Below are 26,085 nucleotides of genomic sequence, written 5' to 3'. Positions count from 1 at the left end.
CGTAGGGGCCGACGCTGGGACACGGAGGCCCCAGCGGTTCACGAGCCGTCGCCGGTGTACTCGCTCCCCACGACCTCACGCAGCCGATCCGCGGTGACTTCTCCGATCCCGTCGACTTCCAGCAGGTCTTCCTTCCGGGCGGTCATCACCGCCTCGACGGTGCTGAACTCCTCGAGCAGCGCCCGCGCCGTCACGGGCCCGATGTCGGCGACGCTGCCGACGACGTACTCCTGCTGTTCGGCCAGCGTCTTCCCGGATTTCTCGCCGTGGACCGACACCGTGCGGTCGCTCTCCTCCTGTTCGCGGCCGGCGACGACCTCCAGCAGGTCGGCGGTGTCGTCCTCGTCCTCGGTGCGGAGCACGCTGGCGTCGAAGTCGATCGCGAGCGAGGAGAGCGCACCCCGGATCGCGTTGGGGTGGACGTTGCGCTCGCCGTAGAGGTCCTCGCCCTCCAGGATCACGACGGGTCGGGCGTACGCCCGCGAGAGGTCGCCCACCTGCTCGAACATCGAGCGGTCGCCGCCGGTCAGCGTGTCGAGGAAGTCCGCGACGGACTTGCGCTCGACGGCGACGCGGTCCGAGAGCACGTAGTCGCCGACTTCGAGGGTTTCGAGCCGCGTCCGGACGCCCTCCCGGCGGGAGAGCTCCTTCGCGATCGGCGAGTCGAGCTCGCGCTGGTCGACGACGATCTCGATAACGTCCTCCTCGGGGTCGGAGTCGGCGGTGGCGACGACGCCCTCCTCGGCATCGTCGTCGTCTGCGGCCTCCCCGGTATCGGCGTCGGCGTCGTCGCTCTCGCCGTCGCCGGACTCGGCGAAGTCGTCGAGTCCCGGGTTCAGTCGCTCCTCGCGGGCCTCGCCGTCGTCGCCGGTCGAGGCGCCGTCGAACTCGGCGAGCGACTGCTGGGCGTCGTCGAGCTCCTCCTCCACCTCGTCGGCGACGCCTTTGAGCTCCCGGAGCTCGTCCTCCATCTCCTGCTCGCGCCGGCGGGCGATCCAGAAAAAGGCCTCGTCCCGGGTGTCGTTCGCCATCAGGACGACCACCTTCCCCTCGGCCTGTCGGCCCGTCCGCCCCTTCCGCTGGATCGAGCGGATCGCGGTCGGGACTGGCTCGTAGAAGAGGACGAGATCGACCTCGGGCACGTCGAGCCCCTCCTCGGCGACGGAGGTGGAGACCAGCACCTCGAACTCGCCGTTGCGGAACTGGTCGAGGCGCTCCTGCTGCTCGTTCTGGGTCATGCCGTCGGAGCCCTCCTTGTCGCCCTGGCCGACGAACTTCCGCGTGTCGAAGCTCTTTCCGAGGAACTCCGTCAGCGCCTCGGCGGTGTCGCGGGACTCGGTGAACACGATGACGCGCTCGCCGTCGCCGATGCCGAGGGTCTGGGCGAGCAGGATGCGGGCCTTCGAGAACTTCGGGTGCAGGTCGTCGTACGTGTCGGCTTTCCGCATCGCGCGGCGGACCCGCGGGTCGCTGACCATGCGCTGGCTGGCCTTCGACGCGCCCGAGGAGCGGGCGTCCTCGCGCTGGCGCTCGAAGTACCGGCGGACGGACTCGACGGACTGGGTCTCGACGAGTTCGACCGCGCGGCGGAGCTTCATGATCTCCGCGTGGGTGCTCATCCCCTGGTACCCCTCGCTCTGGTCGTTGTTGATCAGCTTCTGCAGTTCGGCGCGCATCCCGTTGAGCTTCTTCTGGGAGAGGTCCGGGCTGGTGGCGTTGGTGACGCCGAGCTCCTTCAGGTCCTCCAGCCGCTCGGTGATCACCTCGTTCAGCAGTTCGCGGATCTCCAGGATCTCCTCGGGCAGGTCGACGCGCTCCCACTGCACGTCGGTGTCGTGGGTGAATCGTCGACGTCGGCGTCGTCCTCGGTCATCACCTCCACCTCCGTGATGCCGAGGTTCTCACAGACGGTGAGGATCTCCTCCTCGTCGCCGCCCGGCGACGCCGACATCCCGGTCACGAGCGGGTCGGCGGCGTCGGCGTGGTAGCGCTCCGCGATGTACACGTAGGCGTAGTCGCCGGTCGCGCGGTGACACTCGTCGAACGTGAGGTGGGTCACGTCCGACAGCGAGATGCGGTTGCCGACGAGGTCGTTCTCGACGACCTGCGGGGTGGCGATCACGATCGTCGCCGACTCCCAGAGCTCCGCGCGGTCGTCCGGGCTGACCTCGCCGGTGAACACGACGATCTCCTCGTCGGGGATCTGGAGCGCTTCGCGGTAGAACTCGGCGTGCTGCTGGACCAGCGGCTTCGTCGGCGCGAGCATGAGGGCTTTCCCGCCGACCTCGTCGAGCCGCTCGGCGGTGACGAGCAGGGAGACGGTGGTCTTCCCGAGCCCGGTCGGGAGGCAGACGAGGGTGTCGGCCTCCTGTGCGGTGCCCGCGAGCTGGAGCTGGTACAGTCGGCGCTCCAGGAGCTCCGGCGTCAGCAGCGGGTGGTCGATCCGCCCCACGTCGTCAGTGGCCGCCATTTACCCCTACTGGGGCGCGCTCGCCGATAAGGGTTCGGCGAGCGGGGTGGAACTGAAACGGGGGCGCTCCGCGGCGGCTCAGACGATCTGTTCGCCGTCGTCGTCGTAGACGGCGATCGCGTCGACGGGGCAGGCCCGCGCGGCGAACTTCGCGTCGAGTTCGGCGTCCTCGGGCACCTCGCGGACGAACCGGTCCTCGTCGGCCTCCTCGGCGTCGACGAGGACGGCTTTCCCGGCGTCCACGTCGCGCTCGAAGGCGTCCCACTCGGCGACGCACTGGAACATCCCGATACAGGTGTCGCGATCGTACTCGATGCGCATGTGGGTCGGTTACACGGGTGCGGTGGTAAGTGGTACGTTCCGCGGGTCGGCGCCGCCTGTCACGTCGTCGACGCCCAGTGAGCCATTTATCCGTTTCGAACACCGTACTCCTCTCTGTGCGACACCCAGGACTCAAACTGCGGATGGCGCTCGTCGGCGGGATCCTCGCCGCCTTCTACCTCGTCGCCGTCGCGGCGGCGATGGTCACGTTCGGCACGGGAATCCTGCCGATCGCCATCGTCGGCAGCATCCTGCTCGTCGGCGTCCAGTACAAGGTCGGGAAGTGGGCGGCGCTGCGCAGCGTCGGCGCCGAGGAGCTCCCCGAGGGGCAGTACCCCGAGATCCACCGCATGGTGGAGGAGCACGCCGAGGGGATGGGGATCGACAAGCCGGAGCTGAAGATCGCCCGGATGGGCGTTCCCAACGCCTTCGCCGTCGGCCGGAAGGGCGCCGGGATCGTCGTGGTCTCCGAGGAGGTGATCCAGCTGCTCGACCGCGACGAACTCGAGGGGGTGCTCGCCCACGAGCTCGCCCACATCGCCAACCGCGACGTGGTGACGATGCAGCTCGGCCAGGGGATCGCCTCGATCGTCGGGATCGTGGCGCAGTTCGCGGTGCTGCTCACCGGCGACAACGACATCGCGGACTTCTTCCTCGCGATCGTCGTCGGCAACGTCGTCCAGTTCTTCGTGATGATCTTCGTGCTCGCGATCTCGCGGTACCGCGAGTACGTCGCCGACGCCGACGCGAAGCGGGCCATCGGCTCGGGCGACCCCCTCGCCCGCGCGCTGGAGAAGATCAGCCAGGGCAACCAGCGCGCCGCCGGCGCCTCGCAGTCGGCCGGGCGCGGCCGGCGTGACCGCCGCCAGGAGTCGGGCGTCGACCAGCAGGTGAGCGCGCTCTGTATCTCCAGCCCCGACACCGGGTTCCTCCAGAAGATCGTCTCGACGCACCCGCCGATGGAGGAGCGCATCGAGCGGCTTCGCTCGTGATCCGGGAGCTGCTCGCCGTCGCCCTCGGCGCGGTGCTGGGGCTCGTCCTCGTCGTCGCCCCGGGGCCGGCGATCCGGCTCTCCGTCGTCGGCGGGCCGACCCAACGGCGCGGCGACTACGGGACGGACAAGCCGGTTCCGGAGCGCTGGCGCTGGATCGCCCGCGCGCTCGGCGTCGCGTGTCTGGCGATCGCGGCGTGGATCGGCTACCGGACGTTCGTGTGAACCGGGTCGGCTGAAAAAGAGCGGCTACAGCGCGTTTCTACAGCGATTTCCTCCCTGGACGGCCGACCGTCGCCGTCACAGCACCTTCGTCACTGGACGGTTGCTAACCGCCGTCACAGTACCTTCGTCCCCGGCTCGGCGCCCTCCTTCGTCGTCAGCAGGTCGGCCTGGTCGCCGGCCGCGAGCACCATCCCGTTGGACTCGACGCCGAACAGCTCCGCCTTCTCCAGGTTGGCGAGGACGATCACCTTCTCGCCGACCAGGTCGTCGACGTCGTGGAGCTGCTTGAGGCCGGCGACGATCTGTCGGGTCTCGACGCCGATGTCGACCTCCAGCCGCACCAGCTTGTCAGCACCCTCGACGCCCTCGGCCGACTCGATGCGGCCGACGCGGATGTCCAGGCTCTCGAAGGTGTCGAAGTCGATACGCTCGTCGATCAGGGGTTCGAGGTCGCTCTCGTCCATGTCGGTGTCCTCAGTCTCGTCGTCGGTTTCGTCGTCGTCCGTGGTCGCTTCCGCGATCTTCTCTTCCAGCGCCGCGTCGAGCTCGTCGACGCGGTCGTCCTCGATCTTCTCGAACAGTTCGTCGGGCTCGTCGAACGCGCCCGGCTCGGTGTGGACCGCCTCGGTCTCGGCGGCGTGTACGTCGGCGTCGATGCCGAGCTGGGCCCAGACCGTCTCGGCCTTCTCCGGGCAGATCGGCTCGAGCAGCACCGCGACGGCGGTCGCGACCTGCAGGCAGTCGCGGATCACCGCCGCCTGCTCGGCGCTGCCGTCCTCGAGCTGCCACGGCTCGTGCTGCTGGATGTACTCGTTGCCGAACTGTGCGAGTTCGACCGCGGCGTCGCCGGCGTTGCGCACGTCGTACTCCGTGACGGCGCGCTCGAACTGCTCGACGGCGTCGTCGATACGCTCGCGCACCTCGTCGCTCACCTCGGCGTCGGGCGTGCCGTCGAAGTTCCGCGCGGCGAACAGCATCGACCGGTAGACGAAGTTGCCGACCGTGCCGACGAGTTCGCCGTTGACCCGCTCCTGGAAGCGCTCCCAGGTGAAGTCGAGGTCCTGCTGGAACCCGCCCATCGTGGTGAGGTAGTAGCGCAGCAGGTCCGGGTGGAACCCCTCGTCGAGGTACTCCTCGGCCCAGATCGCGCGGTTCCGGCTGGTCGAGAGCCCCTTGCCGTCGATGGTGACAAAGCCCGTCGCACAGACCGCGCGCGGTTCGGCGTGGCCCGTGGCGTGGAGCATCGCCGGCCAGAAGATCGTGTGGTGCTGGATGATGTCCCGGCCGATCACGTGGACGATCTCGCCGCCGTCGCCGCCGTCGCGGCCCCACACCGCCTCCCAGTCGTACTCGTCGGCGCCGACGCGCTCGGAGTACTGCTTCGTCGAGGAGACGTACTCGATCGGCGCGTCGACCCAGACGTACAGCACGAGTTCCTCCTCGCCGGGGTAGTCGATCCCCCAGTCCATGTCCCGCGTGATACACCAGTCCTGTAGCCCCTCCTCGATCCACTCCCGGGGCTGGTTCCGGGCGTTCGAGGTCCCTTCGACGCGGTCGAGGAACTCCGAGAGGTAGTCCGCCAGCTCGGAGACGGCGAAGTACTTGTGTTCGCGCTCGCGGTACTCCGCGGGGTTGCCAGTCAGCGTCGAGACGGGGTCCTCGATCTCGCCGGGTTCGAGGTGACGACCGCAGCCCTCGTCGCACTCGTCGCCGCGGGCCTGCTCGCCGCAGTACGGGCAGGTGCCCTCGACGTAGCGGTCGGGGAGGGGCTGGCCCTCCTCGGGGTCCCACGCGACGAGGATCTCGTCCTCGTACACGTAGCCCGCGTCCTCGAGCTTCTCGACGAACTCCCGGGTGATCTCGGTGTTCGTCGCGTCGTTCGTCCGGCCGTAGTTGTCGAACTCGACGTTGAACTCCGGGAACGTCTCCTCGTACTTCTCGTGGAACGGCATCGCGAACTCCTCGGGCGAGATGCCCCGCTGGGCGGCGCCGACGGCGATCGGGGTGCCGTGCATGTCCGACCCGCAGACGTACGCCGACTGCTGGCCGAGCTTCTTCAGCGAGCGGTTCACCGCGTCCGCGGCGGTGTACCCCCGGAGGTGACCGATGTGGAGGTCGCCGTTCGCGTACGGCAGCCCACAGGTCACCACCGCGGGGCGGTCGGTGGGGAACTCCTCGTGGCTCATCTGGTCGTGGATTGATCGATGCGGGCCTAAAGCCCGCCGGTTTCGGTGGTCGCCCGGCGAGCTTTGCGGCGGCCGAACGGCCCTTATGTGTACGGTCGAAACGGCCGGCCATGAACCGCGCCGACCCGCCGGAACCCGACGACCGGGTCGACGAGTATCTCGCCCGGGTGCGGTCGCTGCCGGGCGACAGCGTCGCCGGCGCGTTCGCCCCGCCGACCGCCCACGAGCGTGCGGACCCCCACGACGCCTTCGCCGAGACGTTCATCGCCGACGCCCCGCTCGACGGCCCGCTCGCCGAACTCGACCTCGCCGTGAAGGAGAACCTCGCCGTCGGCGGCGTCACGACGACCTGCGGCACCGACTGCTTCGCGTGGACGCCCGAGATCGACGCCGTCGCCGTCGAGCGCCTCCGGGCCGCGGGCGGCACGATCGTCGGCACCACCGACATGGACCCGTTCGCGTTCGGGACGACGGGCGAACTGAGCGCGCGCGGCCGGACCGAGAACCCCGGCGTCGAGGGGCACGTCCCCGGCGGCTCCTCCTCGGGCAGCGCCGCCGCCGTCGCGGCCGGGAGCGTCGACGCCGCGCTGGGCACCGACACCGCCGGCAGCGTCCGCATCCCGGCCGCGTTCTGCGGGATCGTCGGCTACAAGCCCACCTACGGGCTGGTGCCCGCGGAGGGCGTCGTCCCGCTCTCGCCGTCGAACGACCACGTCGGCGTGCTGGCCCCGACCGTCGAGACGGCCGCGCGGGTGCTGGAAGCGATCGCCGGCCAGGCGGCGACGCGGCCGGCCTCGCTGGCCGCGCCCTCCCGGCTCGAGTTCGCCGACGACCTCGACCGGGAGCCTGAGGACCTCTGTCTCGGCGTACCCGCGGCGTTCATGGAGGCGGCGACGCCGGGCGTCGAGGCCGCGGTCGAGGCCGCGGTGACGAAGGCCGCGATCGAACTCGACGCCGAGGCCGACTCGGTCGCGTTCCCGGAGGCCGGCGCGGTCGTCGACGCCAACGACGCCGGGACGGTGATGGAGTTCGCGGCGCTGCTGGAGCAGGGGAGTCTGCTCGGAACGGGCGCCAGAGCCGACCTCCGGGCGGCGCTCCGCCGGGCGAACGAGCGACGCGACGCGCTCCCGGATCGCGTGCGGCAGCTGGTCGAGACGGGTCGCCGCCTGCGCTCGCGGGCGCCCGACGCGTACGGCCGGACGTGGGACGCCCGCCGGCTGGCGGTCCGACGCCAGCAGGCGCTGTTCGCCGAGGTCGACGTGCTCGCGACGCCGACGACGCCGATCACCGCGCCCGCCTTCGGCGCCGTCCCGGGCGAGGGCGGGCCGTCGGTGCGCGACACCGTACAGAACACCGCGCCGTTCAACGCCACCGGCGCGCCCGCGGTGTCGGTCCCCTGCGGCGAGATAGACGGGTGCCCGGTCGGCCTGCAGTTGGTCGGCCCGCCGGGGGCCGACGGGTTACTGCTCCGTGTCGCGGCGTCGGTCGAGCGGGCGCTGGCTCAGCCCAGCCAGAGCACGAACACGACGTAGCCCGCGAGCATCGACGCGACGAGCAGGAACACGGCGACGCCGGAGGCGAGCATCCCGGCGGTCGCCCAGAGCGCGTTCTCCAGGGACTGCTCGAACGCGCGGTCGTCGCGGCGCAGTTCCAGGAGGAACACGGTGCCGAACATCCCCAGCAGCACGCCGAGGGGCCCGAACACGAACAGCAGCGCCAGCCCGGCGACGGCGGCGAGCAGCGTCGTCCGGTTGCTCGTTCCGCGCGCCCGGCCGGCGATGGCGCCGCCGAACAGGTCGACGACGAGCGCGAGCAGGCCGACGACGGTGAAACTCGCCAGGAGCCAGAGCGCCATTCCGTCGCCGTGGAGGAACTCGGCGTAGATTCCGGCCAGCGCGAGCAGCCCCGACGGCAGCCCGGGGACGACGCTGGCGACGACGGCGGCGACCAGCAGCGCCAGCGCGAGCAGCGTCACGGCGTCGAACACACCGGCACGCACGCGCCCGAGCGGGAAGAAGGTAGCTCGCCCGTCCCGGCGGCCGGCGAACACTTATGTGCGTCGCGCGGCCTTTTTCAACACATGCCCATCGACCCGAACTTCGAGCAGAACCGCGAGAAGGTCGACGAGGAGAACGGCGTCGCGGTGTGGGGGCCGGTCGACCCGCCGGAGGAGGAGGGGATCCACGGCACCCACGTCGCGGTGGACTACGACATCTGCATCGCCGACGGCGCGTGTCTGGAGGACTGCCCGGTCGACGTGTTCACCTGGGTCGACACGCCGGACCACCCGACGAGCGAGCTCAAAGTCGAGCCGACCCACGAGGACCAGTGCATCGACTGCATGCTCTGTGTCGACGTCTGCCCGGTCGACGCCATCGACGTCGACCCCGGCCGCGCGGGCCGCATCTGAGCCCGCGCCGCCCGGCCGCTCGCACCGTTCTGCTCGCGGGTCGTGCGCTTCTCTCGCGGTGAACCGTCGGTTCGCCCCCTCGAGGGGTGGCTTTCGGACAAACAACTAAGAGGTTTGTCGCCAACTATCACGGGAGTAGCTCACAATGCACACAGTAGTTCTGACGAAGGGCGTCCCCGACTTCCGCGAGGGGCAGGTCGCGTTCGACGAGGACGGCCACCTCGAGCGGGGGGCGACGCCGACGGTGATGAACCCGAACGACAAACACGCCCTCCGGGCGGCGCTGCAGACCAAAGTCCGGAACGGCGGCCACGTCAGCCTGATGAGCATGGGCCCGCCGGGGTTCAAGGAGGTGCTGCGGGAGGGGATGGAGTCGGTGTACGCCGACGACGCCTACCTGGTCTCCGACCGGGCGTTCGCCGCCGCGGACACGTGGGCGACGTCGATCGCGCTGACGACCGCCATCGAACGCCTCGACGAACACGTCGCGGAGGACGGTGTCGACATGGTGTTCGCGGGATTCAAGACGGCAGACGGGGAGACCGGCCACACCGGGCCCCAAACCTGCTGGGGGCTGGACTGGCCGATCCTCACCCACGTCGTCTCGCTGGACATCGACGAGGAGGCGGGGCGGGTCCGCGCGAAGCGGCTCGTCGAGGGCGACATCGAGGAGATCGAGACCGTCGAGGCGCCGCTGCCCTGCTTCGTCGTCGCCGACCCCGAGTTCGAGCCGACGTACCGGAAGGCCGCCCACCGGCTCACCCACAAGGACCTCCGGGAGGAGACCCGGGAGCGCGCCGAGAACCACGAGGAGCACGTCACCGTCTGGGACCACGAGGAGCTCAACCTCGACCCCGACTACGTGGGGCTCGACGGCTCGCCGACGATCGTCTCCTCGGTCGACCCCATCCCGCGGGCGCCGGCCGAGCGCGACGCGACGATGGTCGACCCGGAGGACGGCGAGGCGATGCGGGAGCTAGTGGAGGAGATGGCGCCGCTCGCGGGGGGTGAGTGACCGTGGCGCTCGACCCCGACGAGCACACCGTCGCCGAGCTGCGCGAGGCGGTCGGGGAGATCGACGACCCCGACGAGCTGGAGTCGATACTCGCGGCCGAGCGCGACGGGCGGAACCGCACGACGGCCGTCGACGCCGTCGAGGCGCGCCTCGACGCGGTCCGGGAGGAGGCCGACGAGAGCGGCTCCGGGGCGGCGGCCGACGACCTCCCGTTCGATCCGGGCGAGCACGACGTCTCCGAGATCGGCCCGCTGGTGAACGAGATCGAGGACGTGGACACGCTGCGGGCGCTGCTCGACGCGGAGGCGGCCGGCGAGGACCGCACGCCGGTGAAGACGGTGATCGAGTCCCGCGTCGAGAAGTTCGCCGACGAGGGCGAAGAGCCCGACGCCGACGAGCTCGACCTCGCCGAGATGTCCGCCGCCGACGTGGGCAACGCCGTCCAGGACATCGACGACGGCGACGTGCTGCGGGGCCTGATCGAGCGCGAGGAGGCCGGCGAGGACCGCGACAGCGTGAAGACGCTCGTCCAGAACCGCATCGACTCCGTGGAGGGCGAAGCGGAACAGGAACTCGAGCCCGATCTCCCGCCCGAGGAGAAACACCCCGAGCTCGACCACCCGACGGCGGACAAGCGCCACGTCCGCGCGCTCGAGGACGGCAGCTACGGCGACATGTGGGTGTACTGCGAGACCCAGGCGGGCGACCTCGTCGACGTCTCCCGGGAGATGCTCGGCAAGGCCCGGGCGCTGATGGACGGGTACAACGACGAGTACGACGCGGACGAGCAGGTCGTCGCGGTGCTGATCGGCGACGACGTGGCCGATCTCGCCGCGGACTGCGTCGCCTACGGCGCCGACGTGGTGGTGTACCACGAGGACGCCCGGCTCGAGCGCTTCAACCACAAGCCCTACGCCGAGGTGTTCTGCGACGTGGCGCGCTGGGGCGGCGACCCCGGCGCGGGCAACCCAGAGCCGGCGGACTGGCGCGACTACGACGAGCCGCGGTACGTGCTGTTCCCGGCGACGAACAACGGCCGGGACCTCTCCGCCCAGGTGCAGGCCGAACTCGACTCCGGGCTCGCCTCGGACTGCTCGGGGCTGTACATCGAGGACGCGGTGATCTCCAACCCCGTCAAAACCGGCGGCAGCAACCGCACCTTCGAGCGCGTGCTGCACATGAAGCGGCCCGACTTCTCCGGCTTCGAGTACTCGACCATCCTCTGTCTTGACAACCCCGGCCGGGAGTTCCACCCGCAGGGCGCCTCGGTGATCCCGGGGAGCTTCGACGTGCCCGAGCCGGACCCCGAGCGCGAGGGGGAGATCGTCGAGCGCGACGTGGCGCTCGACGACGACTGGTTCCGCGTCGAGGTGACGGAGTACGATCAGCTGGAGGGCGGCGTCGACCTCACCGGCCACGACGTCGTCGTGGCGATGGGCCGGGGGATCGGCGACGACCCGACGCGGGGGATGGAGCTGGCGCTCGACCTCGCGGACTGCTTCGAAGACGCCGACGTCGGCGTCTCCCGGGGGATCGTCACCGGCTCCTACCAGTTCGACGGCCACGTCGAGCAGTACACCGCCGAGGAGCGACAGATCGGCGAGACCGGCCAGGAGGTCGAGCCCGACCTCTACGTCGCGGCGGGGATCTCCGGCGCGATCCAGCACAAGGTCGGGATGGACGACTCCGACACGATCGTCGCGATCAACACCGACCCCGAGGCCGACATCCGGGAGTTCTCGGACTACTTCGTCGAGGGCGACCTGTTCGAGGTGCTGCCGCGGCTGGTCGACGCGCTGGAGAGCGGTGAGGTGGATATGGCGGCGCTTGCGGACGGAGGTGATTCACGATGAGCGAGACCATCGACGACGCGACCGGGGCGAGCGACGAGTACGAACAGTACGAGGCGGTCGTCGTCGGCTGCGGGCCGGGCGGCGCGGCCGCGGCGGCGGCGCTGGCCGACGAGGGCGTCGAGACGCTGGTGCTCGAGCGCGGCGTCGACGCCGGGTCGAAGAACGTCTCCGGCGGCCTCATCTACGCCGAGGAGTCCGCGCCGTACACCATCGACGGGCTGTTCCCGGGGTTCCGCGAGGCGGCCACGGAGCGCCCGGTGACCGAGTACCAGCTCCACAACGTCGCCGGCTCGCAGGTCAAGAGCTTCGACATCACCGACCTCCACGAGCACGACACGGAGTGGTCCGACGCGGTGTTGCGCCGGAAGATGGACTCCTGGCTGGCCGAGCGGGTCCACGAGCGCACCCGCGAGACCGGCGGCGGCCTGCTCACGGAGGTCAAGGTGACCGGCCTGCTCCGGGAGGAGGGCGAGATCGTCGGCGTCACCTGCGAGGAGCTCGACCCAATCCGGGCGGAGCTGGTAGTCGCCGCCGACGGCGTCAACTCCGAACTCGCCCGCGACGCCGGCCTGATGGACTGGGAGGAGCCCGAGGAGTGGTTCCAGGGCGTCAAAGCCGTCGTCGACCTGCCCGACGGTGCCATCCAGGAGCGGTTCGGCGTCGGGGACGGCGAGGGCGCGGCCCACCTGTTCTCGGGCGACCTGTTCGACGGCGTCCGCGGCGGCGGGTTCGTCTACACCAACGAGGACTCGCTCTCGATCGGGTCGGTGTTCCACCTCGACTCCGTCGCGACCGAGCTGGCCGAGCCGCACGAACTGCTCGACGCGCTGCTGACCCACCCGTTCCTGGGCCAGTGGCTCGACGACGCGGAGTACGCGGAGCGGGAGTACTCGGCGAAGCTCGTCCCGGACTCGAAGAAGGCGGCGCTGCGGTCGCCCCACCAGGGCCGGCTCGTCGTCGTCGGCGACGCCGCGGGGCAGATGCAGGCCCAGGGGCCCATCATCAAGGGGATGAACCACGCCGTCACCGCCGGCGGGCTCGCGGCCGAGGCGTACGCGCAGGCGAAGGCCCGCGGCGACACGAGCCGGGCGGGCGAGTTCTACGAGCGGAAACTCCGCGACGAGGGCGTGATGGAGAAGCTCCGGCCGCGGCGCTACGAGGTCGCCAGCGCGCTGGGCGAGCCCGAGCCGGTCGCGAACCTGGCCGACGCCGTCGTCGACTCGGCGGTCGGGCGGTTCGGCGTCCGCCTGCTGGGCGACCGGCTCGAGCGGCTCTACTCCTCGCCCGCGCTGTCGATGATGGTGCCCGACACCCGGACCCCCTACGTCACGCTCCCGACGGTCATCGCCGAGGAGCTCGGCGCCCCCGTCGACGAGACCAACGACGTGGAGCCGCCGGAGCTGGCCGACCGCATCGGCGACCTGACGTACGACACCGACGTGGGCAACCCCCACATCGAGCTGCTGGACGACTCGGCCGCCGCGAGCGGCACCGCGGTCACCGCCTGTCCGGTCAGCGCGGAGGGGTTCGGTGGCGGCTGCTACCGCCGGGAGACCGTCGCGTCGAACGGCGAGCGGGAGGAGGTGGTCAGCCTCGACACCCAGCCCTGTATCGAGTGTGGCACCTGCGCGGTCGTCGCGGAGACCGACTGGGAACACCCACGCGGCGGCAAGGGCGTCGAGTTCGAGGAGGGCTGAACGGTGGCGGGGTTGGAGGGAGCGGACGCCGACGCCGCCGACGGTCCGCCGCCGTCGCCGTACGCCGAGCGCATCGAGCGGCTGGCGCGGGAGGCGCGGGCGGCCCGGGCGGCGTGGGACGACGGCGAGGTCGCCGACGACCCCGACGAACAGCGGGCGCTCGAGGTCGCCCGGGACGGGCTCGGCCCCGTCGTCGCCTGCTACGTCGAGGCGCGGACGGGCGACGACCCGCCGCGGTTCTCGGCGCGCGAACACCGGCTGCTCCGGCGGGCGACGCAGGACTGGCTGGAGTGTTACGCCCGCTGCCACGGCGTCGAGCACGACTCCTCCGCGACCGTCCGGAGCGCCGCCGAGGCGCTGCTCGAGACCCACGACGTCGTCGTCGTCGCGGAGCTGTTGACGGGCGTTTCGGGGGAGTAGCGGCCGAACAACGCTTATGTAGTGTCACGCGGTAACAAGGACCATGGAACTCACCGAGCAGCTCACGTTCGACGAGCCGGACCGGGAGGATCTGTACAACTACGTGGAGCGCCACGGCCGGGTGACCGAGGCGGAGGTCCGGCGCGGGCTCAACCTCGACCCGAGCGCGTTCGGCCACCACCTGACCGTGCTCAGGCGCCAGGGGTACGTCCGGAAGGTCGGCGACGAGCTCCAGATCGCCCACACCGTCGACGAGCAGGAGGAGCACGCCGTCGACGGCGACACCGTCACCGTCCGCACGGCCGAGGAGGCCGACCGGGAGTCGCTCGTGTCGGTCGTCGACTCCGTCGCCAGCGAGGGGAGCTACATCGAGGCCGAGACCGTCGCCGCCGCGCTGGACTACGACGAGGCGGTCATCCGACACAACGACGTGATGTCCCGGCTGTTCTTCGTCGGGGAGGTCGGCGACGACGTCGTCGGGTGGGTCCACCTCGACCTCCCGGAGGCGGAGAAGCTGGCCCACACCGCCCAGCTCACGGTCGGGCTCCGCCCCGACTACCGGGGGGAGGGGATCGGCCGGCTGCTGCTCGACCGCGGGGTGCGCTGGGCGCGCGAACACGGGTACGAGAAGCTCTACAACTCCGTGCCGTCGAGCAACGAGCGCGCCGTCAGCTTCCTCGAGGACCACGGCTGGGAGATCGAGGCGGTCCGGGAGGACCACTACCGCATCGACGACGAGTACGTCGACGAGGTGATGATGGCCGTCGATCCGCGGGCGGTCGGCGACTGACTACCCCCACTCGTCGGCGTCGGTGAGCGGCTCCGCCACGACGCCGTCCTGCTGGACCAGCGCGCGCCCGTGGGCGGCACAGACCGGCCGGTCCGCCGCCCAGGGGACGTAGACGACGACGGCCGCCTCGCGGCCGCAGTCGTCCTCGGTACAGGTCGGCACAGGTGGTCCGTGGGTTCCGCCGGTCTTCTGTCTACCGCCGGTGGGTCAGGATCGCCCGAGCTCCCGCAGCCCGATCAGCACGTAGAGCAGCCCGACCAGCCGCGCCCCGGTGTACACCCACGGGCGCCACTCAACCGTCGACGCGTCCCGGTAGGACGCCTTCGTGCCGTAGTCCACGTAGGCGCGCGGCCGCAGGAGAACGATCAGGCCGGCCGCGCCGAGGAGCTTCTTGAACCGCGAGTACGAGCGGTCGCTTCGCCACAGCATCACGAGGAACAGCAGTCCCTCCAGGCGCGCGCCCGGCACCACCCACGAGCGTCGCTCGCTCACGGCTGGATCCTCGAGCGCTACGCGCTCGGCGGCGTCGATCAGCCGTCGCGGCGCGAGCAGTTCGGCCGCACAGATCACGCTGTACAGTTTGCGGAGCATACCGACAGGTTGGGCAGCCATCACGATGAAGCTACGGTTCCGCCTCAGTTCGTCCAGTACTCGCGGTGGGCTTTCGCGGCATCGGTCCCGTAGACCTCGACGAGCGGCTCGCAGGCGTCGCCGAAGGCGCGCATCGTCATCCGGGTCGAGACCCTGTCGAGATCGTCGGCGACGGCGTCCCACTCGCGGTTCTGCAGTACTTTCTCGACGAGCAGGCGTTCGGCGTCGGCGTCGAGGCCGGCCTCGCCCAGGATCAGCTCCCGCAGCGCGAGTTCGGTGAACGCCGCCGGCGCGGCGTGGTAGCTCCCCATCCCGTTGGCGGCGTCGACGACGACCCGCCAGTCGCGCTCGGAGAGCCCCGGTTCGTCGGGCACCGCGCCGTCGTCGACCGCCCGGAGCGCCCGGCGGATCACGTCCGGATCGACGCCCGAGAGCGGGCCCGCCAGCACACCCGGCGCGCGCTCGCGGAACCACCGAGCGTGCCGGGCGGCGAGGTCGGCGCCGTCGTCGGTGAGGGGGCGCACCATCAGCGCGGAGTGCTCGCCGCTCGTGTCGTTCTTCGTCGTCGAGAGGTGGACGGTCCGGTAGCCGTTCTCGCGCCAGAACTCGAGCAGTTCGGGGGTGGCGCCGTAGCCGACACCGAGGTAGTCGACGCGCTCGCCGGCGCGCGGCCGGCCGGCGTGGGCGACGCGCTCACCGGCGCGCTTTCGGCCGTCGCGCTCCCGGAACTCGGACTCGATCTCGGCGAGGAGCCGGGAGCCGAGTCCGTCGGAGCGGACCGCGTGGTGGGTCGCGATGCGCATGACGCGGTAGCCGACCGGCGCGCCGCCGTCGAGATCCCGGAGCTGGCTGGTGAACACGTCCGGGAGCATGTTGCCGCGGATCCGGTCGCCGCGGTAGACGCGCTCGCGGGTCTCCCCGCTCAGGCCGCCCTCGCGAGCGAGCAGGGCGACGCTGACCACCCGGCCCTCGTGCAGCAGCGCGCGGCAGGTGAGGTTCGGCGCGTCGAGCAGGCGGGCGAGGTCGTCGGGTTCGGTGCGGTAGTGCGCCAGGACGAGCAGGCCGAACGCCTCCCGAAGCAGGTGCTCGTCGGCGAGCAGTCGCTCGGGCGTGAGAGTCTCGTACTCGACCGTCTCCGGGGTGGCGTCGGCGACCAGTTGGTCGACGGGCGGCCGGGCGTCGAGCAGCAGCGCGCGGAACGCCCACGACTCCACGGGGTCGCCGGCGGCGTAGCGGATCGGCTCGTCGAGGCGCACGTCGATCAGCTCCCGGCCGGAGTCGGCGAGACTCCCGCGGAAGCGCACGTCGAAGCTCCGGCCCGCGCCCTCGTAGCCGTGGACCGTCGTGCAGAACGCGGCCGGCGGGCCGTCGAGGAAGCGTTCGAGCAGCGCGACCGGGAGCGCGGCGGCCTCGTCGACGATCACGGCGTCCGGATCGTCGGGGAGCGCGGCGGCCTTCGGGGGGCGAGCGAAGCGGACGCGGCCGCCCGAGTCGGCGGCGATGCGGTCCTCGTCGACGCCGGCGAGCGCGTCGGCGGCCGCGAGTCGCTCCCGAGCGCGGGCGAACACCTCGTCGGCGCCGCCGCGCTCGGGCGCGGTCACGAGCACGTCCCGGCCCTCGAGCGCCAGCGCGCCCGCCGCGAGGCCGGCGGCGCTGGACTTCCCGCGGCCGCGATCGGCCTCGACGACGACGGCCGGCTGGGGATCGTCGGTCGTGTCGCCGCCCCGGAGCGCCTCGAGTTCGCGGAGCGCTTCGGCCTGATCCGCGGTCCGGCAGGCGCGGTAGATCCCGTCGGCAAACGCGGCATCCGCCGGCGGTTCGGGGGCCTCCCGGGGGCGCGCGGGCCAGGGGTCGGTGAGACCGTCGTCGCGAACCTCGACCGCGTCACCCGCGGGGTCGTCGTACCCCTCGTCGACCTCACAGATCGCGACCCCCGGGTGGGCTCGGAGCGTCGCGACGAGCCGCTCCCGGAACGTTCCGGTCACGTCGTCGACGCCGAACGGCGGGACCGCGAGGCTCTCGTCGAACCCGTCGCGGCGTTGGGGCCAGGTGGCGAGATCGGGCGCGAGTAGGACGTAGAGCCCGCCGCCGTCGACGGCGCCGACAGTGCGGCCGATCGCGTTGGGCGAGCACTCGTCGTGGCCGTCGACGACGATGGCCCCCTGGGTCCGGCCGAGCAGTTCGCGGCTCTCGCGCGGGCCGACGTGCTCGAACGGCCAGTCGGCGGCGGCGGAGACGGCGGTGCAGTCCGGGAGCGGGAGGTCGGCGGCCTCGACGGCGTCGACGGCGGCGCGGCGGGTCGCGTCGGGCGGGCCCGAGAGCACGAGCAGGCGGCGCTCGTTCGCGCGCTCGGCCTCCGCGCGGAGGTCGGCCGCGAGCGAGGAGAGGCTCATGGGGCGGGATTCACCCGCCGGCGGTTTGCCCGTTTCGGCTCCCCTGTCGGGCGCTGACACGGTCCCGGCAGTTTGAACACGCTTTTACGTGGGGCTAGCGAATCGGGGATCGAAGCCTGTCCGGGGTTGATGATACTCCCCACCGTCAGGGACGCAGTTCCGGTGGGGCAGTCGAGCCCGCAGGCAGGACCGAGGTACTACAACAATGCCAGTTTACGTCGACTACGAGACCCCCGCCGACCTCGCCGACCGCGCGCTCGACGCGCTCGAGGTCGCCCGGGACACCGGCACCGTGAAGAAAGGAACCAACGAGACGACCAAGGCCGTCGAGCGCGGCAACGCGGAGCTCGTGTTCGTCGCCGAGGACGTCCAGCCCGAGGAGATCGTCATGCACCTGCCCGAACTCGCCGAGGAGAAGGGCATCGCCGTCGTCTTCGTCGAGACCCAGGACGACCTGGGTCACGCCGCCGGCCTCGAGGTCGGCAGCGCCGCCGCCGCCATCGTGGACGCCGGCGACGCCGAGGACGACGTGGAGGACATCTCCGAGAAGGTCGAGGAACTCCGATAACCTATGAGCGCAGAAGAGGAGAGCGGCACGGAATCGACGCCGGCCGAGGTGATCGAGATCGTCGGCAAGACCGGCATGCACGGCGAAGCCATGCAGGTCAAGTGCCGCATTCAGGACGGCTCGAACCAGGGTCGAATCATCACGCGGAACGTGCTGGGTCCCGTCCGCGAGGGCGACATCCTCCAGCTGCGGGAGACCCAGCGTGACGCCGACTCCATCGGAGGTGCCTGATGCCCCAGAACAGATCCTGTGACTACTGTGGCGACGACGTCGAGCCCGGCACGGGCACAATGTTCGTCCGCACGAACGGTAGCGTGATCCACTACTGCTCGGCGAAGTGCGAGAAGAACGCCGACCTCGGGCGCGAGCCCCGCGACCTCGAGTGGACCGAGGAGGGCGGCGACCACGGCGTCGAGGAAGCGGTCGAGGCGACCGAGTCCGAGGAGCCCGAGACCGAGGCGGTCGAGGAGGAAGCGGAAGCCGAGTCCGAGACCGAGGCCGACGCCGAGGAGACGGACGAGGCGTCCGAAACCGAGGACGAGGCTGAGGAGGCCGAAGCAGACGCCGAGGAAGCCGACGCCGAGGCCGACGACGAGGAGGACGAGGAATGAGCGAGCGCGAGCGAACGTTCGTCATGGTCAAGCCCGACGGCGTGCAGCGCGGCCTGATCGGCGAGATCGTCTCGCGCTTCGAGGAGCGCGGCCTGAAGCTGGTCGCCGGCAAGTTCATGCAGATCGACCAAGAGCTCGCCGAGGAGCACTACGGCGAGCACGCCGACAAGCCGTTCTTCGACGGCCTCGTCGAGTTCATCACGTCCGGTCCCGTGTTCGCGATGGTCTGGGAGGGCGGCGACGCCACCCGACAGGTCCGGAAGATGGTCGGCGAGACCGACCCCGCCGAGTCGCCCGCGGGCACGATCCGCGGCGACCTCGGCCTCGATCTGGGTCGCAACGTCATCCACGCCTCGGATCACGAGGATCCGGGCTCGAACGAGCGCGAGATCGACCTGTTCTTCGACGACGAGGAGCTCGTCGACTACGAGCGCGTCGACGAAGGCTGGCTGTACGAGTAGCGCTCCGACCCCTCTCCGTTCTCCGACCGACCAGCGGCGCCGCAACCGCAAACACCACCTGTTCGCGGCCCGTTAGGTCACGTGTATGCTCCTGAGAGCCCTCACGTTCGTGACCGGTATCGCCGGCGCCGCCCTCCCCGAGAAGACGATCGACATCGGCAAGCGCTCGATGCTCGTCGGCTACGAGAACCCCGAGGAGCTCGTCGCCGAGGACTGGTACGTCGACGCCGTCCGCTACAGCTCGCTCCTGCTCGCGGTCGCGGCCCTGATCGCGCCGTTCCTCCCGACGCCCAGCGAGGGCGGCGACGAGAAGTCGGCCGACGTCGAGGCGGGCCCGGTCGTCGATGTGATCGAGTCGAGCGACTAACCCTCGTACGGCCGCTCTTCCCCCCGGACGCTGTCGACGATCACGTCGCCGCCGGGGCGCTCGGCCAGCCAGAACAGCTTGTAGGCGTCGACGACGGCCGAGAACTCGATCTCGGGCGCGTCGGCGAGGATCGACCCGCGGAGCGTCCACTGGAACGCGGCCTCCCGCGCCTTCTCGTCGGACTGCTCGGGCGACAGTTCGCCCGGCAGCACCAGCACGTCCTCGACGCGCTGTTCCTGGACCTCGGGGACGGTGTCGGCCCGCACCGCGAGCCGCCGCGAGCGGTCGACGCTGATCACCCGGCGGTCCTTGCGCGGCGCGAGCAGGGGGCGATCGACCTCTATCTCGGCCTCGTACACCCGGAACGGGTACGCCACCGCGCCGACCCGGCCTGCGGAGTCGACCGACTCCCGCGGGACGCTCGGCTCGATGACCCGCAGGTCGACCGCCTCGTGGTGGTCGCCCACCAGCGGGTGGTCGGCCGGCGCCGGGGGGTCGTCGCTGGGTGGCGCCCCCACTGTCAGTCGTCGTCCGCCCAGTAGCCGGAGGCGGCGACGTGGGCGCGGATGTTGTCTGACTCGGTGACGACCTTCGGCGACGTGTCGGTCGCCTCGGCGGCGCCGACGCCGTCGACAGTCGTCCCGCCGTCGGCGACGTACTCGGGCGTGCCGGCCGACCCCTCCGAGTCGATGATCGCCGACAGCGGCTTGTCGAAGATGTCGAAGTGTTCGTCGACGTTCTCCGGCGGCTCGGTCAGCAGCGACACCGTGACCAGCGTGATTACCGAGAGGATGAACGCCGGGAACAGCCCGTACACCGTCACCAGCCCGTACCAGAACGCGGCGGACTCGGGCGGCATCGCGCCGAGCCAGCCCAGCACCTTCGAGAGCTGGGTCCACAGCACCATCGTCGCCGTGCCGACGATCATGCTGGCGAGCGAGCCCGTCGCCGTAACGCGTTTCCACCAGAGCGTCGCGATCACGGTCGGCCCGATCGCGGCGCCGAGGCCGCCCCACGCGTAGTCGAGCACCAGCGTGTAGATCGGCGTGTCCTGGGCGACGAACGCGAACGCGACGCTCGCTGCGCCGAGCCCGAAGGTGACGTAGCGGGAATAGCGAACGAGTTCCTGCTGTGTCGCGTCGCGATCGAGGAACCCGTGGTAAACGTCCTCCACGACCGCGCTCGTCGCGACGAGTAGCTGGGAGTCCGCGCTGGACATCATCGCCGCCAGCGCGGCCGCGAGCACGATGCCGGCGACGACGCTCGGCAGCAGGTCGAGCGTCAGTCGCGGCATCGCGTTGTCGGGATCCGCGAGCGCGCCGTCGCCGAACATCGCGATGGCGTAGAGGCCGACGAGCGCGGCGCCGACGTACGCGACGAACATGAACAGCTGGGCGACCATCGCCGCGAGGCGGATGTTCCGCACCCGGTCGATCCCCATGAATCGGACCATGATGTGGGGGTTGCCGGGGACGCCCAGCCCGATCGCGGCGTAGCTGATCACGCCGAAGACGGCGGCCCAGCCGGCCATCCCGGCGGTGATGCTGGTCGCGGAGCCGCCCGCCGCGGCCGCGACCGCCTCGAACGGCAGCCCCATCTCGGTGAACGCGAGCACCGGGAGGATGATGAACGCGATCAGGATGATGGCGCCCTGGAAGTAGTCCGACCACGCGACGGCGAAGTAGCCGCCGAGGAACGTGTAGCCGATGACGATGATCCCGCCGACGATGATGCCGATCCAGGGCTGGATCCCCGTCAGCACCTGCAGCAGCGTCCCGGCGGCGACGATCTGGGCGCCGACGTAGCCGCCCTCGAACAGCATGAGCACGAGCGCCGAGACGGCTTTCACCCGCCCGGTGTCGTCGCCCAGCCGCGTCTCGAAGAACGTCGGCAGCGTCACCGAGCGGACGATCTCCGTGTACTTCCGGAGGCGCTTGGCGATCCCGGCCCACGCGAACAGGTCGGCCGGCACCATCCCCAACCCGTTGAGGAACGCCATGATCCCCGTGCCGTAGGCGTCGGCTGGCACGCCGAGCGTGAGCCAGCCGCTCATCTCGGAGGCGCGCTCGGAGAACCCCGTCACGACGGGGCCGATCTCGCGGCCGCCGATGACGTAGTCGCCGACGGAGTCCATGAAGCGGGACGCCCAGAGGCCGATCCCAACGAGGACGACGAGGTAGAGCGCGAACGTGCCGAGCACCCAGATCCCCGCCGCGCCGGCGATGCCGCCGGTGCCCTGCAGCGGCGCGAGCGCACCGCTATGCATGGTCCTCCTCGTAGCGTTCCCTGAGGGCGCGTTCGCGGCGCCCCTCCCAGACGTAGTAGACGATCAACATCACGAAGAAGATCGCGTACGGTCCGACGACCCCGAGCCAGTCGAGTGTGCTCATCGCGGCCATGCTCGTAGGGCCGTTGGCCAATCAGCCGTATATGTGTTTGCCCACGACCTGATAAATAAAGAGGAGGTCGGCGTCTCAGTCGTCGGCCGTCGGAGTGCCCCGAACCGGCACGTCGATCTCGCCGGCGTCGAGCTCGGCCTCCACCTCGCGAGCCGCGGTGACGAGGTTCTCGGTCTTCCGGTAGGCGGCGTCGCGGGGCAGCAGCTTCAGCCCGCAGTCCGGCGAGACGGTGAGCTTCTCCGGCGGCACCACCTTCAGCCCCTGCTCGATGTTCTGCTTGATCTCCTCGACGCTCTCGACCTCGGCGTCGTGCACGTCGACGACGCCCAGCGCGAGGTCGGGCGCGAACTCGCCGTCTGCGAGGGTGTCGATCTGCTGGTAGTCGTCGTTACAGAGCTCGAGGTCGACCTCGTCGACGGGGAACTCGTTGAGTTCGGGGTAGATGCGGGAGTAGTCGCCGTAGCAGACGTGGACGCCCACGCGGACCTCGTCGGGCACGCCGTCGACGATGCGCTCCAGACAGCTGCCGACGATCGCGTGGTCGTCGGGCGTCGTCGCCAGCGCGGGCTCGTCGATCTGGATGTAGCGGGCGCCCGCCTCGACGAGCTTCTCGATCTCCTCGTTCACCAGGTCCGCGAGGTCGTAGGCCAGCGCCTCGCTGTCGCCGTAGTGCTCGTCGAACGCCCAGTTGGCGAGGGTGTACGGCCCCGTGATCGGCACCTTGACGGGGCGCTCGGCGACGGCGTCGGTGAACTCGAACTCGTCGACGAGCCACGGCTCGTCGTACTCGACCTCCTCGACGACGCTCGGCTTGTGGAAGTAGTTGTGGCCCCACACTTTGACGGGCCCGTTGAACTCGTAGCCGTCAATGCGCTCGGCGAAGAACTCGACCATCTCGTTGCGGCGCATCTCGCCGTCGACGACCGTGTCCAGCCCCGTGCGCTCGTGCTCCTCGGTGATGAGGCGGCAGGCGTCGTCGTGGGCCTCCTCGAGGTCGGCCTCGTCGAAGGATGCCTCGGGGTCGTCGACGAGGTCGTCGGCGCGGTTGAGCCACGTCGGCTTGGGGTAGGAGCCGACGACGCTCGTGAGCAGGAAGTGGTCGTGCTCGTGGTCGTCGGGGCGGAACTGCTCGCGGTTGGCGGCGTCGCGGGCCATCAGGCGCTCACCTCCGTCCCCGCGGCCAGTTCAACCGCCTCCCCGAGCACCGCGAGCTTCTCCCGGTACGTCGAGACGGGGAGGTAGGCGAGCTCGGTGTTCGGCGTCGCGTACACGGTGTCGAACGTCTGACTGGGAATCTGCTCGGTCACCCAGTCGATGCGCTCCGCGACGGTGTCGGGGCTCTCGACGGCGGTGTTCTGGCCGTCGACGAGGCCCAGCGAGACGGCGTCCTTCGTGCCGTACTCGGTGACGTTGTACAGGTGGGTGTCGCGGTCGCCGGCGACGAAGTCGAAGCCGAACGCGTCCACGTCGGCGTCCATCAGGTGGGCGTACGTCTTCTCCTCGTGGGCGCCCCAGTAGCTCTGGAGCACCACGTCGGCGTCGGTCGCGGCCGCCACGGTGTCGACGGCGTCGCTGACGCGCTCGTTCGCGTCGTCCGCGGGCGGCTCCGTGACGAGGGAGGGGTCGAGCAGGAACAGCGTCTCGTGCTCCGGGAACGCCGCGACCTCGCCGGCGAGGAACTCCGCGATAGCGGCGAGGAACTCGGACTCGTCGCCGTAGTACTCGTCGGTCGCCAGCTGTGCGAGCGTGTACGGGCCCGGGAGGACGGCCTGCAGGGGCTCGTCGTCTTCGAGCAGCCCCGTCGCGGCGTCGAGCTCGGCGGCCACGTCGCCCCCGTCGACGGCGAGGTCGTCGACGACCCGCGGGTCGCGGTAGAAGTTGTTGTTGTCGTAGTAGCGCACGATGCCGCCGGTCTCGACGCCGTCGTGGACCGCCAGCGGGTGCGCGAGCCAGTCGTCCCAGCGCCCCTGCCCCTCGACGACGCGGTCGAGGCCGGCCGCGCGCTGGTCGTCGATCAGCTCCTCGCGGACGCGCCCGTACGCCTCGCGCACCTCGGGCCCCTCGCTGCCGTCGACGAGGTCGGACTTCTGGTGGCCTTTCAGGTCGGAGAGTTCGTCTTTCGCCCAGTCCGGGAGCGGGTACAGTCCCAGCGTAGTCGCGACTCGCTCGGTCATACGTGTCGTAGCGGATGCAAGAGCTTAATAATTACTACTCGTGAAGATGCTCTCTGGTTATTCCCCGTCCCCCGGCCGGAAGTGACAGGCGACCGTTCGCCCGTCGTCGGCGTCGGGTCGGGGCTCCCCGCCGTCCTCGCGCTCGGTGAGTTCGGGGGCCTCGGCGACACAGCGCGCCGCCGCGTCGTCGTCGAGCCGGTCCCGGAGGTGACAGCGCGGGTGGAAGCGACAGCCAGCCGGCGGGTCGGCGGGGTCCGGCGGCGAGCCCGGGAGCCGGATCCGTTCGTCCGGGTCGGGCTCGGCACGCACTCGCGGCACGCTCGACAGCAGCGCCTCGGTGTAGGGGTGGGCCGGCTCGTCGAGCACGTCGCCGAGGGCGCCGAGCTCGACGAACTCGCCGAGGTACATCACCGCGACGCGGTCGGCGACCTGCCGGACGACGCTCACGTCGTGGCTGATGAGCAGGTAGGTGAGGCCGCGCTCGGCCTGCAGCTCCCGGAGCAGCTCCAGGATCCCCGCACGGACGCTCACGTCCAGCGCGGAGACGGGTTCGTCGAGCACGAGGAGGTCGGGCTCGAGCGCGAGCGCCCGCGCGATGCCCACGCGCTGGCGCTGGCCGCCGGAGAGTTCGTGCGGGAACGCGTCGTAGTGGTCCGCCGGGTCGAGCCCGACCGTTTCGAGCAGCTCCCGGACGTACGCCGCCCGGTCGTCCTCGCGCTGACCGTGGATCGCCAGCGGCTCGGCGACGATCCGGCCGACGGTCATGCGCTCGTTCAGCGTCGAGAACGGGTCCTGGAACACCATCTGCACCCGCCGGCGGAACGCCTTGTCGACGCCGTCGGAGACCGTCTCGCCGTCGAACGTCACCTCGCCGGCGGTGGGTTCGTCGAGGCCGATCACCGTCTCCGCGAGCGTCGACTTCCCACAGCCGGACTCGCCGACGACGGCGAGGGTCTCGCCGGCCGCGAGGTCGAAGCTCACGCCGTCGACCGCCCGGACCGCGCCCGTCTTCCGCTTGAGGATCCCCGAGCGGACCGGGTAGTGGCGCTTCAGCCCCCGCACCGAGAGCAGCGGGTCGCTCATCGCTCACCCCGCTCCGGGTCCTCGGCCGGCTCGATCCACTCGACGGCTTCGCGGTCGAACGCGTCGCCGCCGGGGTGGGCGTCGGTGTAGCCGTGGCAGGTGGCCTCGTGGCGCTCGGGGTCGTCCCCGTCGTCGAAGCCGACCGTCGGCGGCGCGTCGACGTCGCAGAGGCCGGCCTCCGCCGCGGGGCAGCGCGGGTGGAACCGACAGCCTGCGGGCGGGTCGTCGAGGCTCGGCGGCGCCCCCTCGATCGGTTCGAGCTCCTGCCGCACGTCCACGTCGGGGACGCTCCGGAGGAACGCCCCCGTGTAGGGGTGTCGCGGCGAGCCGAGCAGCTGTTCCCGGCTGCCGCGCTCGACGATCCGGCCGGCGTACATCACCATGATGCGCTCACAGAGCTGGGAGACGACGCCGAGATTGTGGCTGATCAGCAGCAGCGACATGTCGCGCTCGGCGACGAGGTCGCGGAACAGGTCGACGATGCCGGCCTGCACGCTCACGTCCAGCCCTGTCGTCGGCTCGTCGGCGATCAGCAGGTCGGGCTCGCCGGCCAGCGCCATCGCGATCCCCGCGCGCTGGGCCATCCCGCCGGAGTACTCGTGGGGGTAGTCGCCGAACCGCCCCGCGGGGTCGCCGATGCCGACCTCCTCGAGGAGGTCGACCGCCTCGGCGCGGGCCGCCCCCTTGGGGAGGTCGCGGCTCGCCCGGATCGCCTCGACGATCTGTGCCCCGACGGGCTCGATGGGGTCGAACGCGGCCTCGGCGTTCTGGAACACCATGGCGATCCCCGAGCCGCGGACCGCACGGAGCTCCCGGGTGGGGGCGCCGACGAGCTCCTCGCCGCGCCACTCGACGGAGCCGGTCACCTCGCCGTCGTCGATCAGCCCGACCAGCGAGCGCACGGAGACCGACTTGCCCGCGCCGGACTCGCCGACGATCCCTAGCGTCTCGCCCGCGCGGAGGTCGTAGCTGATCCCGTCGACGGCGACGAGTGGGTCGCGGCGGCCGAACTGGGCGCGGAGGTTCTCGACCTGAAGGAGGGGTGTGTCAGTCATCGTGG

29 protein-coding genes are annotated in these 26,085 nt (G+C 70.9%); 14 read left to right on the top strand and 15 right to left on the bottom strand.

Going from position 1 to position 26,085, the window contains the following annotated elements:
* Positions 1–38 precede the first annotated feature (38 nt).
* The 3 genes from ACP95_RS03260 to ACP95_RS03255 form a co-directional block, all read right to left on the bottom strand.
* Positions 39–1,826, bottom strand: a complete 1,788-nt coding sequence (locus tag ACP95_RS03260; protein ID WP_394324967.1) for a DEAD/DEAH box helicase — start codon at positions 1,824–1,826, stop codon at positions 39–41.
* Positions 1,769–2,470, bottom strand: a complete 702-nt coding sequence (locus tag ACP95_RS16595) for a DEAD/DEAH box helicase (protein WP_394324966.1) — start codon at positions 2,468–2,470, stop codon at positions 1,769–1,771. The genes ACP95_RS03260 and ACP95_RS16595 overlap by 58 nt, the downstream gene beginning before the upstream one ends.
* Positions 2,471–2,548: 78 nt before the next feature.
* Positions 2,549–2,791 carry a ferredoxin gene (locus tag ACP95_RS03255; protein WP_049979832.1) on the bottom strand — a complete coding sequence of 81 codons (243 nt, stop codon included), beginning with the start codon at positions 2,789–2,791 and terminating at the stop codon, positions 2,549–2,551.
* A 143-nt stretch (positions 2,792–2,934) separates the two neighbouring features.
* On the opposite strand from ACP95_RS03255, the gene ACP95_RS03250 reads away from it, so the two are divergent.
* On the top strand, positions 2,935–3,783 hold the full coding sequence (locus ACP95_RS03250; protein ID WP_049979867.1) for a M48 family metallopeptidase: 849 nt from the start codon (positions 2,935–2,937) through the stop codon (positions 3,781–3,783).
* On the top strand, positions 3,780–4,007 hold the full coding sequence (locus ACP95_RS03245) for a hypothetical protein (protein WP_049979831.1): 228 nt from the start codon (positions 3,780–3,782) through the stop codon (positions 4,005–4,007). The genes ACP95_RS03250 and ACP95_RS03245 overlap by 4 nt, the downstream gene beginning before the upstream one ends.
* 113 nt (positions 4,008–4,120) lie before the next feature.
* Here ACP95_RS03245 and metG read toward each other — a convergent pair whose 3' ends face one another.
* Positions 4,121–6,193: a methionine--tRNA ligase gene (metG, locus tag ACP95_RS03240; protein ID WP_049979830.1), complete on the bottom strand. Its 2,073-nt coding sequence runs from the start codon at positions 6,191–6,193 to the stop codon at positions 4,121–4,123.
* Positions 6,194–6,303: 110 nt separating this feature from the next.
* Here metG and ACP95_RS03235 point away from each other — a divergent pair, with 110 nt between their 5' ends.
* A complete protein-coding gene (locus ACP95_RS03235) occupies positions 6,304–7,725 on the top strand; it encodes an amidase (protein WP_049979829.1) in 1,422 nt (473 codons plus the stop codon).
* On the opposite strand, the gene ACP95_RS03230 is transcribed toward ACP95_RS03235, so the two are convergent.
* Positions 7,695–8,180 carry a DUF456 domain-containing protein gene (locus ACP95_RS03230; RefSeq protein ID WP_049979828.1) on the bottom strand — a complete coding sequence of 162 codons (486 nt, stop codon included), beginning with the start codon at positions 8,178–8,180 and terminating at the stop codon, positions 7,695–7,697. The two genes, ACP95_RS03235 and ACP95_RS03230, sit on opposite strands and share 31 nt — an antisense overlap.
* 93 nt (positions 8,181–8,273) lie before the next feature.
* Here ACP95_RS03230 and ACP95_RS03225 point away from each other — a divergent pair, with 93 nt between their 5' ends.
* From ACP95_RS03225 to ACP95_RS03200, 6 genes are all read left to right on the top strand, one after another.
* On the top strand, positions 8,274–8,603 hold the full coding sequence (locus ACP95_RS03225; protein ID WP_049979827.1) for a 4Fe-4S dicluster domain-containing protein: 330 nt from the start codon (positions 8,274–8,276) through the stop codon (positions 8,601–8,603).
* A 145-nt stretch (positions 8,604–8,748) separates the two neighbouring features.
* Entirely contained in the window at positions 8,749–9,618 is an 870-nt protein-coding gene (locus ACP95_RS03220; RefSeq protein WP_049979826.1) for an electron transfer flavoprotein subunit beta/FixA family protein, read from the top strand.
* 254 nt (positions 9,619–9,872) lie between these two features.
* Entirely contained in the window at positions 9,873–11,471 is a 1,599-nt protein-coding gene (locus ACP95_RS03215) for an electron transfer flavoprotein subunit alpha/FixB family protein (RefSeq protein WP_237560391.1), read from the top strand.
* Entirely contained in the window at positions 11,468–13,168 is a 1,701-nt protein-coding gene (locus ACP95_RS03210) for an FAD-dependent monooxygenase (RefSeq protein ID WP_049979825.1), read from the top strand. The genes ACP95_RS03215 and ACP95_RS03210 overlap by 4 nt, the downstream gene beginning before the upstream one ends.
* A 3-nt stretch (positions 13,169–13,171) precedes the next feature.
* Positions 13,172–13,588: a hypothetical protein gene (locus ACP95_RS03205; protein ID WP_237560390.1), complete on the top strand. Its 417-nt coding sequence runs from the start codon at positions 13,172–13,174 to the stop codon at positions 13,586–13,588.
* A gap of 43 nt (positions 13,589–13,631) precedes the next feature.
* Positions 13,632–14,378: a GNAT family N-acetyltransferase gene (locus ACP95_RS03200; RefSeq protein WP_049979823.1), complete on the top strand. Its 747-nt coding sequence runs from the start codon at positions 13,632–13,634 to the stop codon at positions 14,376–14,378.
* On the opposite strand, the gene ACP95_RS15985 is transcribed toward ACP95_RS03200, so the two are convergent.
* From ACP95_RS15985 to tmcA, 3 genes are read right to left on the bottom strand one after another with little or no spacing between them, the layout of a single operon-like run.
* Entirely contained in the window at positions 14,379–14,540 is a 162-nt protein-coding gene (locus tag ACP95_RS15985; RefSeq protein WP_202593758.1) for a hypothetical protein, read from the bottom strand.
* 45 nt (positions 14,541–14,585) lie between these two features.
* On the bottom strand, positions 14,586–14,969 hold the full coding sequence (locus ACP95_RS03195) for a hypothetical protein (RefSeq protein WP_049979822.1): 384 nt from the start codon (positions 14,967–14,969) through the stop codon (positions 14,586–14,588).
* 44 nt (positions 14,970–15,013) lie between these two features.
* Positions 15,014–17,362 (bottom strand): tRNA(Met) cytidine acetyltransferase TmcA, encoded by a 2,349-nt coding sequence (gene tmcA / locus ACP95_RS03190; protein WP_049979821.1) that lies wholly within the window; start codon positions 17,360–17,362, stop codon positions 15,014–15,016.
* A 205-nt stretch (positions 17,363–17,567) separates the two neighbouring features.
* Between tmcA and rpl7ae the strand changes: the two genes are divergently transcribed.
* The 5 genes from rpl7ae to ACP95_RS03165 all read left to right on the top strand — a co-directional run bounded on the left by rpl7ae (position 17,568) and on the right by ACP95_RS03165 (position 19,369).
* Complete coding sequence (rpl7ae, locus tag ACP95_RS03185) at positions 17,568–17,930, top strand: 50S ribosomal protein L7Ae (RefSeq protein WP_049979820.1); 363 nt, start codon at positions 17,568–17,570, stop codon at positions 17,928–17,930.
* A 3-nt stretch (positions 17,931–17,933) separates the two neighbouring features.
* Entirely contained in the window at positions 17,934–18,161 is a 228-nt protein-coding gene (locus tag ACP95_RS03180) for a 30S ribosomal protein S28e (protein ID WP_049979819.1), read from the top strand.
* On the top strand, positions 18,161–18,541 hold the full coding sequence (locus ACP95_RS16590; RefSeq protein ID WP_049979818.1) for a 50S ribosomal protein L24e: 381 nt from the start codon (positions 18,161–18,163) through the stop codon (positions 18,539–18,541). Before ACP95_RS03180 ends, ACP95_RS16590 begins: the two co-directional genes overlap by 1 nt.
* Positions 18,538–19,002, top strand: a complete 465-nt coding sequence (gene ndk / locus ACP95_RS03170) for a nucleoside-diphosphate kinase (RefSeq protein WP_049979817.1) — start codon at positions 18,538–18,540, stop codon at positions 19,000–19,002. Before ACP95_RS16590 ends, ndk begins: the two co-directional genes overlap by 4 nt.
* Positions 19,003–19,087: 85 nt before the next feature.
* A complete protein-coding gene (locus tag ACP95_RS03165) occupies positions 19,088–19,369 on the top strand; it encodes a hypothetical protein (RefSeq protein WP_049979816.1) in 282 nt (93 codons plus the stop codon).
* On the opposite strand, the gene ACP95_RS03160 is transcribed toward ACP95_RS03165, so the two are convergent.
* The 7 genes from ACP95_RS03160 to ACP95_RS03135 all read right to left on the bottom strand — a co-directional run bounded on the left by ACP95_RS03160 (position 19,366) and on the right by ACP95_RS03135 (position 26,080).
* Complete coding sequence (locus ACP95_RS03160; protein WP_202593757.1) at positions 19,366–19,887, bottom strand: hypothetical protein; 522 nt, start codon at positions 19,885–19,887, stop codon at positions 19,366–19,368. The two genes, ACP95_RS03165 and ACP95_RS03160, sit on opposite strands and share 4 nt — an antisense overlap.
* A gap of 2 nt (positions 19,888–19,889) precedes the next feature.
* Positions 19,890–21,635: a sodium/proline symporter gene (locus ACP95_RS03155; protein ID WP_049979815.1), complete on the bottom strand. Its 1,746-nt coding sequence runs from the start codon at positions 21,633–21,635 to the stop codon at positions 19,890–19,892.
* Positions 21,628–21,759, bottom strand: coding sequence for a hypothetical protein (locus ACP95_RS16430; protein WP_272913162.1), 132 nt, complete (start codon positions 21,757–21,759; stop codon positions 21,628–21,630). Before ACP95_RS16430 ends, ACP95_RS03155 begins: the two co-directional genes overlap by 8 nt.
* 84 nt (positions 21,760–21,843) lie before the next feature.
* On the bottom strand, positions 21,844–22,923 hold the full coding sequence (locus tag ACP95_RS03150) for a methionine synthase (protein WP_049979814.1): 1,080 nt from the start codon (positions 22,921–22,923) through the stop codon (positions 21,844–21,846).
* Entirely contained in the window at positions 22,923–23,942 is a 1,020-nt protein-coding gene (locus tag ACP95_RS03145) for a 5-methyltetrahydropteroyltriglutamate--homocysteine methyltransferase (RefSeq protein ID WP_049979813.1), read from the bottom strand. Before ACP95_RS03145 ends, ACP95_RS03150 begins: the two co-directional genes overlap by 1 nt.
* A 57-nt stretch (positions 23,943–23,999) precedes the next feature.
* Positions 24,000–25,025 carry an ABC transporter ATP-binding protein gene (locus tag ACP95_RS03140; RefSeq protein ID WP_049979812.1) on the bottom strand — a complete coding sequence of 342 codons (1,026 nt, stop codon included), beginning with the start codon at positions 25,023–25,025 and terminating at the stop codon, positions 24,000–24,002.
* Positions 25,022–26,080: an ABC transporter ATP-binding protein gene (locus ACP95_RS03135; protein WP_049979811.1), complete on the bottom strand. Its 1,059-nt coding sequence runs from the start codon at positions 26,078–26,080 to the stop codon at positions 25,022–25,024. The genes ACP95_RS03140 and ACP95_RS03135 overlap by 4 nt, the downstream gene beginning before the upstream one ends.
* Positions 26,081–26,085: the final 5 nt, after the last annotated feature.

It is taken from the genome of Halolamina rubra (assembly GCF_000739555.1).
GTDB classification, from domain to species: domain Archaea; phylum Halobacteriota; class Halobacteria; order Halobacteriales; family Haloferacaceae; genus Halolamina; species Halolamina rubra.
Note: the sequence above shows the minus strand (reverse complement) of the source record. Positions and strands in the feature narration are given on the sequence as shown.